This window comes from Streptomyces phytophilus, assembly GCF_013870535.1.
GTDB lineage: Bacteria > Actinomycetota > Actinomycetes > Streptomycetales > Streptomycetaceae > Streptomyces > Streptomyces phytophilus.
The window spans coordinates 1-1,102 of sequence record NZ_JACBXC010001653.1 but is presented as its reverse complement, the minus strand read 5'-3'; the positions used below and the strand labels follow the sequence as shown (position 1 = coordinate 1,102).

General features: G+C 75.1%; 1 protein-coding gene. It reads left to right on the top strand.

Going from position 1 to position 1,102, the window contains the following annotated elements:
• A partial coding sequence (locus tag H5J30_RS34975; protein WP_181791823.1) for a putative bifunctional diguanylate cyclase/phosphodiesterase occupies window positions 1–1,102 on the top strand: 1,102 nt, incomplete at both ends.

The following is a 1,102-nucleotide window of genomic DNA, read 5'->3' as shown; positions in this document are numbered from 1 at the left end:
GTCGAGTCGACGGTCAACCGGCACCACAACGGCCTGATCTTCAACTCCAGGGATGTCACCGAGCGCGTCCGGCTCCAGGCGCAGCTGCAGCACAGCGCCTCCCACGACGCGCTCACCGACCTGCCCAACCGGGCGCTGTTCACCGAGCGCGTCGGCCACGCGCTGGGCGGCCGGCGGGCCGGGGACGCGAACGCGGCCGTGCTCTTCATCGACCTCGACGGCTTCAAGGCGGTCAACGACACCGTCGGCCACGCCGCCGGCGACGAGCTGCTCATCCAGGCCGGCCGCCGGCTCCAGGAGTCGATCCGCTCCGGGGACTCGGCGGCGAGACTCGGCGGCGACGAGTTCGCCGTGCTGCTCGTCGGCGGCGCGGCGGGGGAGAACCGGTCCGACGGCACCGGGCGCGAGCGGCGCACCCGCGAGGTCGCCGACCGGCTGCGGGTGCGGCTCTCCGAGCCGTACACGGCGGGCGGCGTCGAGGTACGGGTCGCGGCCAGCATCGGCGTGGCCTTCGCCGAGCCCGGCAGCACCCCCGCGGAGCTGATGCGCAACGCCGACCTGGCGATGTACCGCGCCAAGCAGGCCGGCAAGGCGCGCGTCGAGCTGTACGCGCCGCAGATGCAGGCCGAGGTGGTGCGCCGGATAGAGATGGCGAACCGGCTGCGCTCCGCGCTGGACGACGGGCAGTTCACGCTCGTCCACCAGCCGGTGGTGGAGCTGTCGAGCGGGCGCCTGGCGGCGCTGTCGGCGCAGCCGCGCTGGCGCTCGGCGCAGGGCATCGTGCACACGCCGGCCGAGTTCATGCAGGGCCCGCCGGACACCGGCGGGCGCGGCAGCGGGCAGGACCGGGCCCGTACGGCGGAGCTGGCGCGCTGGCTGCTGGAGGCGACGGTCGAGCAGGCCGCCGAGCGGTACGAGGCGGGCATGGGCATCCCCGTGACCGTACGGATGTCCGCCGCCCGGCTCACCGACCGGAGCATGTCCCCGCAGCTGGTGGAGGCCCTGCTGATGCGGCACGGGCTGCCGCCAGGCGCGCTGACCATCGAGGTCGCCGACAGCGACGCCCGGGCCGGCATGGACGAGCTGGAGCGGCGCCTGGTGG